Source organism: Photorhabdus kleinii (assembly GCF_025384885.1).
Classification (GTDB): Bacteria; Pseudomonadota; Gammaproteobacteria; order Enterobacterales; family Enterobacteriaceae; genus Photorhabdus; species Photorhabdus kayaii.
In genome coordinates this window covers 1-5,347 of sequence record NZ_JAJAFY010000095.1, presented here as the reverse complement: position 1 = coordinate 5,347, position 5,347 = coordinate 1, and the positions used below count along the sequence as shown (strand labels likewise).

At 41.6% G+C, this 5,347-nt stretch carries 4 protein-coding genes, 5 tRNA genes and 1 rRNA gene; 9 read left to right on the top strand and 1 reads right to left on the bottom strand.

Annotation, left to right across the window (positions count from 1 at the left end):
- Positions 1-33 precede the first annotated feature (33 nt).
- From LG003_RS22390 to birA, 4 genes are all read left to right on the top strand, one after another.
- Positions 34-109, top strand: a tRNA-Thr gene (locus LG003_RS22390).
- Positions 110-130: 21 nt separating this feature from the next.
- Positions 131-246, top strand: a 5S ribosomal RNA gene (gene rrf / locus LG003_RS22385).
- 137 nt (positions 247-383) lie between these two features.
- Positions 384-1,409 (top strand): UDP-N-acetylmuramate dehydrogenase, encoded by a 1,026-nt coding sequence (gene murB / locus LG003_RS22380; protein WP_112879789.1) that lies wholly within the window; start codon positions 384-386, stop codon positions 1,407-1,409.
- Positions 1,406-2,365 (top strand): bifunctional biotin--[acetyl-CoA-carboxylase] ligase/biotin operon repressor BirA, encoded by a 960-nt coding sequence (gene birA, locus LG003_RS22375; protein ID WP_112879790.1) that lies wholly within the window; start codon positions 1,406-1,408, stop codon positions 2,363-2,365. Before murB ends, birA begins: the two co-directional genes overlap by 4 nt.
- Before the next feature lie 43 nt (positions 2,366-2,408).
- On the opposite strand, the gene coaA is transcribed toward birA, so the two are convergent.
- The gene (gene coaA, locus LG003_RS22370; RefSeq protein ID WP_112879791.1) at positions 2,409-3,359 is read right to left on the bottom strand and encodes a type I pantothenate kinase; all 951 of its coding nucleotides are present in this window, start codon (positions 3,357-3,359) and stop codon (positions 2,409-2,411) included.
- 433 nt (positions 3,360-3,792) lie between these two features.
- Here coaA and LG003_RS22365 point away from each other — a divergent pair.
- From LG003_RS22365 to tuf, 5 genes are all read left to right on the top strand, one after another.
- Positions 3,793-3,868: transfer RNA gene (locus LG003_RS22365), tRNA-Thr, on the top strand.
- Positions 3,869-3,883: 15 nt separating this feature from the next.
- Positions 3,884-3,968 (top strand) — tRNA-Tyr (locus tag LG003_RS22360).
- A 101-nt stretch (positions 3,969-4,069) separates the two neighbouring features.
- Positions 4,070-4,144: transfer RNA gene (locus LG003_RS22355), tRNA-Gly, on the top strand.
- A gap of 6 nt (positions 4,145-4,150) precedes the next feature.
- Positions 4,151-4,226, top strand: a tRNA-Thr gene (locus LG003_RS22350).
- A gap of 111 nt (positions 4,227-4,337) precedes the next feature.
- The coding region (tuf, locus tag LG003_RS22345; RefSeq protein WP_262981683.1) for an elongation factor Tu at positions 4,338-5,347 on the top strand (1,010 nt) is incomplete at its 3' end.

Sequence of the window (5,347 nt, the reverse complement as noted above, 5' to 3'; positions counted from 1 at the left end):
TTTTTGCGCCAACAGTGAGTTTGGGCAATCATTGCTGATATGGCTCAGTTGGTAGAGCACACCCTTGGTAAGGGTGAGGTCCCCAGTTCGAATCTGGGTATCAGCACCATGATAACGAATAAAGAATTTGTCTGGCGGCGATAGCGCGGCGGTCCCACCTGACCCCATGCCGAACTCAGCAGTGAAACGCCGTAGCGCCGATGGTAGTGTGGGGTCTCCCCATGTGAGAGTAGGGAACTGCCAGACCTTATTTTGAGACAAAAAGGCCATCCAAAGGGGTGGCCTTTTTGCATTTAACAAAGAACTAACTTAGTTTTCCAACTGTTTTCCACGCCTATAGCTGATAAACTACTTATTAAATAGCTTTATTGAGTGTTGAGTGAATGCTTTCTCTTAAAGAGTTTAATACCTTTGGGTTATCAGCCTATGCTAAACGTTTAGATATAGCTGAATCTGCCGAGTCCTTATTAGCTTTATGGCAGAAAGCCAAAAGCGAAAAACAACCTGCATTACTGCTTGGTGGAGGAAGTAATGTCTTATTTACTGCAAATTTTGAAGGAACTGTGATTCTGAATAGAATTATGGGGATTCAACAGCGGGAGACAGATGAATCATGGCATTTACATGTAGGGGCGGGAGAAAATTGGCACGAATTAGTCTGCCATTCTCTTAAAAATCAAATCTATGGATTAGAGAATTTGGCTTTAATTCCTGGTTGCTCTGGTGCAGCACCAATTCAAAATATTGGTGCATATGGTATTGAATTTAGAGATGTGTGTGAATATGTAGATGTTCTTAATCTAGAAACTGGGGAGCAAACGCGTCTTAGTGTTGGTGAATGTCAGTTTAGATATCGGGATAGTGTTTTTAAGCATAAATATAAAGCAAATTATTCTATTATTTCTGTAGGATTATTGTTGAAGAAGAATTGGCGGCCAATATTGAACTACGGTGATTTAACTAGGCTGTCGAAAGATAATGTAACTCCTCAGCAGATTTTTGATTCAGTATGTGCAATGCGCACCAGTAAATTGCCTGATCCTGCAATAACAGGAAACTCGGGGAGTTTCTTCAAAAACCCAATTGTCAGTGCGGAAGTTGCGGCAAAAATTAAAGAAAATTACCCTGATAGTCCCCAATATCCTTACACGAATGGGATGTTTAAATTAGCGGCAGCTTGGCTCATTGAACGTTGTAATTTAAAAGGTTATCGCATTGGAGGTGCATCTGTGCATCTTAGACAAGCTCTAGTATTGATAAATCAGGAAAATGCTACAGGTAAGGATGTAGTCTTATTGGCTGCTTACATTCGCCGGCAAGTGATAAGTAAGTTTGGTGTATTACTTGAACCTGAGGTTCGTTTTATTGGTTCTAAAGGCGAAATTGATGCTGTGGAATGTATTTCATGAAAGATATAACCGTGCCATTACAGTTGATTAAGATTTTGTCTGACGGTGAAGTTCATTCTGGTCAACAGTTGGGACAATATTTAGGGATGAGTAGGGCTGGAATTAATAAACATATACAGACGATTCGTGAATGGGGAATTGAACTAGAAACAACTCCTGGCAAGGGTTATAGCCTTATGGCACCTATGCAGCTACTTGATGAGTCTACTATTTTGCAATACTTACCTCAGGATCGAATAACTGTTTTGCCAGTTATTGATTCGACTAATCAGTATTTGCTTGAACGTTTATCTGAATTGAAATCAGGGGATGCTTGTGTTGCAGAGTACCAGTATGCTGGCAGAGGGCGGCGTGGAAGGAAATGGGTTTCGCCCTTTGGTAAAAATCTTTATTTATCTATGTATTGGCACCTTGAGCAAGGACCTGCTGCTGCAATTGGATTGAGTTTGGTTGTTGGCATTGTTATTGCTGAAGTATTGCATCGATTTGGCGCTGATAGAATTAGGGTAAAATGGCCAAATGATTTATATCTTGATGATAAGAAATTAGCGGGAATCTTAGTTGAACTAATAGGAAATACTGGTGATGCTGCTCAGGTTGTAATAGGTGCGGGTATAAATATTTCGATGGATCATAAGGGCGAAGAACCTATTAATCAGCAATGGATTAATTTGTTGCAGGCAGGAATTCAAGTTGATCGTAATAAATTGGCTGTAGAAATAATACTTGATCTAAGGAAAGCTCTAATTCAGTTTGAAAATGAAGGTTTGTCTTCATTTGTTTCTCGGTGGTTTGAGTTAGATAATTTTATGGATAGGCCGGTGAAATTAATTATTGGTAGTCAGGAAGTGCATGGTATAGCCAGGGGTATTAATCAGCAAGGTGCTTTGTTACTTGATCAGAATGGTGTCATAACCCCATATATCGGCGGGGAGATTTCTTTAAGAGGTTGTTGAAAATGACCGGAAGAGAAATGTCTTCCGGGTTCGGAGACTATCTTTACTTACGTAGCCTTACGCTTTCAATAGTGTGATTAGTACCTTTTGTCATGATTAGGCTTGCACGTTCTCGAGTTGGTAAAATATTTTGTCGCAAATTCAGTCCATTGATCTCTTGCCAGATATCAGATGCAGTATTTATGGCTTCTTTTTCTGATAGTTTGGAGTAACTGTGGAAATAAGAATCTGGATCGGAAAAGGCACCTTGGCGGAATTTTAAGAAACGACTGATATACCAACTTTTGAGTAATTTTTCTGGTGCATCGACGTAGATAGAAAAGTCAACAAAATCAGAGACAAATACATGGTGTGGATCATGGGGATAATCCATACCGCTTTGTAATACATTCAAACCCTCTAGAATCAAAATGTCTGGTTGTTTAATGAATTTTTGCTCATTTGGTACGATATCATAGGTAAGATGAGAGTATACTGGTGCGGATACTTGTTTAGAGCCCGATTTAATATCAGATACAAATTTCACTAAGCTATGCATATCATATGATTGTGGGAACCCTTTCTTTTTCATCAGTCCACGTTCATTCAGCACGCTGTTAGAATGTAGAAAACCATCTGTAGTAATTAATTCTACGCTTCTGTGTTCAGGCCAACGACTCAGCAGAGCTTGTAATAGACGTGCAGTAGTGCTTTTACCAACAGCAACACTGCCAGCAATTCCTATGATATAAGGGACTTTTTGTCCATCAGTACCTAGAAATTGTTCGAGCACTGCTTGACGACGTAAATTTGAACTAATATAAAAATTGAGCAAGCGAGATAAAGGAAGGTAAATCTCAACAACTTCTTCTAAAGAAATTTCTTCATTAATTCCTTTTAAATCAATTAATTCTTCTTTTGTTAATGTCAGCGGAACTGAATCACGTAAGGTTGCCCATTGTTCACGATTGAATTGCAAATATGGAGTAGCCAAAAAAAGTTCTTTTTTATTCATAAACCAACATCTGCCTGTTTGTGCAGGTTTGACAAGTTGCAATAAATAACCTGTACCTGACAAAAAATAAATCGCATGATATCGACTGATGAGCGGCAGGCGTAGGCTTTTTTATATTTTTAGCGGTTTTTTTTGTAAGAAATGCAGAATTGTAAAAAATTGAGTTGTTTTACTTCTTAATGTTAGTTTCAGCTGTTTGCTTATCATGATGGAAATTTAAATGATTCAAGATAAAGTGGCCTATCAAGTTTTATCGAGCACTTGTAATCGGTTCCTTAGTTGGCAGGCAATTAGGTGTTTATTGTTTAAGCTAAAGTTATTGAAAAAAACAGCTAATCGAATGAAAGCGAGTGTTTTATAACCGAATAATCAAGGAAAGCAATTTTTTTGTTGCATAGAGCGTTCACACTGCCTAGAATGCGCAGCACTTGATGCCGGCATAGCTCAGTTGGTAGAGCAACTGACTTGTAATCAGTAGGTCCCGAGTTCGATTCTTGGTGCCGGCACCATTAAAAATTTGGAAAGGTGGGGTTCCCGAGCGGCCAAAGGGAGCAGACTGTAAATCTGCCGTCACAGACTTCGAAGGTTCGAATCCTTCCCCCACCACCAAAAAATCAGATTTAATCTTGATATTCTTTTGGTACTTAACTGAAAGCAAAGTATATTGAGATCAACATACAGCTGATTAAAGTCAGGTAGCCGAGTTCAATGCGGGCATCGTATAATGGCTATTACCTCAGCCTTCCAAGCTGATGATGCGGGTTCGATTCCCGCTGCCCGCTCCAAGATGTGCTGATATAGCTCAGTTGGTAGAGCACACCCTTGGTAAGGGTGAGGTCGGCAGTTCGAATCTGCCTATCAGCACCACTTCCTTAGTGTCCTTGTCTCCCGATTTTATTCCTGTAAGCGATATTCAACGAGCAACTGTTTGGTTGATGTGGTGGAACCACCGATTCCGTGTCTTAGAGGGACAATCTAATGTCTAAAGAAAAGTTTGAACGTACAAAACCGCACGTTAACGTTGGTACTATCGGCCACGTTGACCACGGTAAAACTACCCTGACTGCTGCTATCACTACTGTATTGGCTAAAACCTACGGTGGTAATGCTCGTGCATTCGATCAAATTGATAACGCACCAGAAGAAAAAGCACGTGGTATCACCATTTCTACTTCTCACGTAGAATACGATACCCCAAGCCGCCACTATGCGCACGTTGACTGCCCAGGCCACGCCGACTATGTGAAAAACATGATCACCGGTGCGGCTCAGATGGACGGCGCAATCTTGGTAGTTGCCGCGACTGACGGTCCAATGCCACAGACGCGTGAGCACATTCTGTTAGGTCGTCAGGTAGGCGTTCCTTACATCATCGTGTTCCTGAACAAATGTGACATGGTAGACGACGAAGAGCTGCTGGAACTGGTTGAGATGGAAGTACGTGAGCTGCTGTCTCAGTACGATTTCCCAGGCGATGACACGCCAGTTATCCGTGGTTCTGCTCTGAAAGCGCTGGAAGGTGATGCAGAGTGGGAAGCGAAGATCATTGAACTGGCCGATGCCCTGGACAGCTACATTCCAGAACCAGAGCGTGCAATCGACCAGCCATTCCTGCTGCCAATCGAAGATGTATTCTCTATTTCAGGCCGTGGTACCGTGGTAACTGGTCGTGTAGAGCGCGGTATCGTTAAAGTGGGTGAAGAAGTTGAAATCGTGGGTATCAAAGACACGACTAAAACTACTTGTACTGGCGTAGAAATGTTCCGCAAACTGCTGGACGAAGGCCGTGCAGGTGAGAACGTCGGTGTTCTGCTGCGTGGTACCAAGCGTGACGAAATCGAACGTGGTCAGGTACTGGCAAAACCAGGTTCAATCAAGCCACACACCACTTTCGAATCAGAAGTTTATATTCTGAGCAAAGACGAAGGTGGCCGTCATACGCCATTCTTCAAAGGCTACCGTCCACAGTTCTACTTCCGTACAACTGA

Coding starts and splice junctions, on each gene's coding strand:
- murB (WP_112879789.1), top strand. CDS start 384: ATGCTTTCTCTTAAAGAGTTTAATACCTTTGGGTTATCAGCCTATGCT.
- birA (WP_112879790.1), top strand. CDS start 1,406: ATGAAAGATATAACCGTGCCATTACAGTTGATTAAGATTTTGTCTGAC.
- coaA (WP_112879791.1), bottom strand. CDS start 3,359: ATGAATAAAAAAGAACTTTTTTTGGCTACTCCATATTTGCAATTCAAT.